A 1,991-nucleotide genomic window follows, 5' to 3' on the forward strand; every position below is an offset into this window, starting at 1 on the left:
GAGTCAGGGATCTGGGAAGTCGACGGCACGTCGGTATTCGCCGGAGGAGAAAGCTGCTGCAGTCCGGATGGTGCGGACTTTGCGGGCGGAGCTGGGGACCGAGCATGGAACGGTGCAGCGGGTCGCGTCGCAGCTGGGATACGGTACTGAGTCGGTGCGGGCGTGGGTGCGGCAGGCGGATGTTGATGATGGCCAGAGCCCAGGGGTGAGTACCTCGGAGGCCAGGCGGGTGCGTGAGCTTGAGCAGGAAAACCGTGAGCTGCGTCGGGCGAATGAAATCCTTAAGCGGGCCGCGAGTTTCTTCGGGGCGGAGCTCGACCGCCAATATCGGAAATAGTCTCGTTCATCGACGCGAACAAGGATGACGTTGTCGAGGGACGACGGCTCGGAGTCGAGCCTATCTGTACGCTGCTGCAGGTGGCTCCGAGCACTTATTACGCCACGAAGAACCGCGCACCATCGGCGCGAGCTGTCAGCGATGCAGTCCTGACCCCGGATCTGATCAGACTGTGGGAAGACAATTATCGTGTCTACGGGGTCCGCAAACTCTGGAAAGCAGCCCGTCGCGCCGGGATCGACATCGGCCGGGACCAGACTGGCAGGCTGATGCGCGCCGCCGGCATCGAAGGTGCGAGGCGTTCAAAGCGTGTGAAGACGACGCGCCCAGATCCAGCCGGGAGGAGGCACCCGGACTTGGTGAACCGTGAGTTCACCGCGGTGGCCCCGAACCGGCTTTGGGTGACCGATCTGACCTTCGTTCCGACGTGGGCTGGTGTCGCGTATGTCTGCTTCATCATTGACGTGTTCAGCCGGATGATCGTCGGGTGGCGGTGCGCTTCGCACATGCGCACCGAGATGGTCCTCGACGCGATCGAGATGGCACGGTGGGGCAGGGGCACCCACCACGATGACCTGCGCTGTCACAGCGATGCGGGCAGTCAATTCACGTCAATTCGCTACGGCGAACGTCTCGCTGAAATCGGTGCGACACCATCGATCGGGACCGTCGGCGACAGCTACGACAACGCGCTGGCCGAGACCGTGAATGGCTATTTCAAGACCGAACTCGTCCGCGGCCCCGCCCGACCTGGTCCGTGGAAGACGGTTGAAGACCTCGAGCTAGCGACTCTGGGATGGGTTCACTGGCACAACACCGAACGTCTCCATGGCTACCTAGGGGACATTCCGCCCGCAGAATTCGAGCAGGCGTTCTATGCTGGCAAAACCACCATCAATCAACTGGTGGAAATCAAATAGCGCGAGTCTCCATCAAACCCAGAGCGCTTCACTCAGCTCGCCATGGGGTGGGTTGCAGTGGGACATTGTGCCGAGCGACAGGGACATCGCAGTCCATTTGATCAAGCTCGAGGACAAGAGGATCACGCCCGTGAGGGTGCGTTGCATTGTGCTGCCTCGGCAGGCCACGTACGGGAGTTTATCGGCACCCTTTTAAGGGCTCCTAGACTCGGGTCGGAACTTAAGTCGGAACTGAAAATGATCCGAAACGCGTTTAGGACTTTTATGAGTGAGTTGGCCGAGGCGAACCTCAACCGGCCGGGTCCCGTAGACCTCGCGGCCCTCAAGAGAGTTCTAGATCATCTTCGAGACGCGGTCGGGGAGCGGATTGGAATGCTTGCCGCGGCATACGACATCGAGATTTCGACAGACCTAGCGAGAATTGTTCCGCATCAGAATGACTGGTTTTTCACGTACACAGAATAGTCAGTAACGTTCAATCCGGGACGGCCCGCAGGCGCGTCACGAGGTCCTGGAGGTGGAAGAACTCCACGAACTGCTCGAAGGTGCAAATGAGTTCCAAGAAGTCCGTGTAGTTAGTGATGACACTAGCGATTAGCGAGGGACTGGATGGCTCTTCAGGGAAGTGGTTCCGGTTGCATTCTGGAGTCAGGTCCATCCGGTTCGCGACCCGTAGTCTCATCCCCCGGGCGGTGTATTAGGTGGGCCGGTGAATATTCCTGACGAGCCAAACC

The 1,991-nt window shown here is 59.8% G+C and carries 3 protein-coding genes; 2 read left to right on the top strand and 1 reads right to left on the bottom strand.

What is annotated here, in order from left to right; genetic code table 11:
- Window positions 1–1,257 (top strand): IS3 family transposase gene (locus K728_RS0117195; RefSeq protein ID WP_237742176.1). Its coding sequence is split into 2 segments (ribosomal slippage), with 1,258 coding nucleotides annotated over them: window positions 1–296 and window positions 296–1,257; the frame shifts between segments, so codons are not numbered across the junction. This gene is flagged as partial in the annotation.
- A 264-nt stretch (window positions 1,258–1,521) separates the two neighbouring features.
- A complete protein-coding gene (locus tag K728_RS0117200; RefSeq protein WP_156911381.1) occupies window positions 1,522–1,722 on the top strand; it encodes a hypothetical protein in 201 nt (66 codons plus the stop codon).
- Between the two features lie 10 nt (window positions 1,723–1,732).
- Here the strand turns inward: K728_RS0117200 and K728_RS23395 are convergent, their stop codons facing one another.
- Complete coding sequence (locus K728_RS23395; RefSeq protein WP_024477441.1) at window positions 1,733–1,939, bottom strand: DUF6994 family protein; 207 nt, start codon at window positions 1,937–1,939, stop codon at window positions 1,733–1,735.
- Window positions 1,940–1,991 lie beyond the last annotated feature (52 nt).

Source organism: Arthrobacter sp. CAL618, assembly GCF_000468215.1.
Lineage (GTDB): Bacteria > Actinomycetota > Actinomycetes > Actinomycetales > Micrococcaceae > Arthrobacter_D.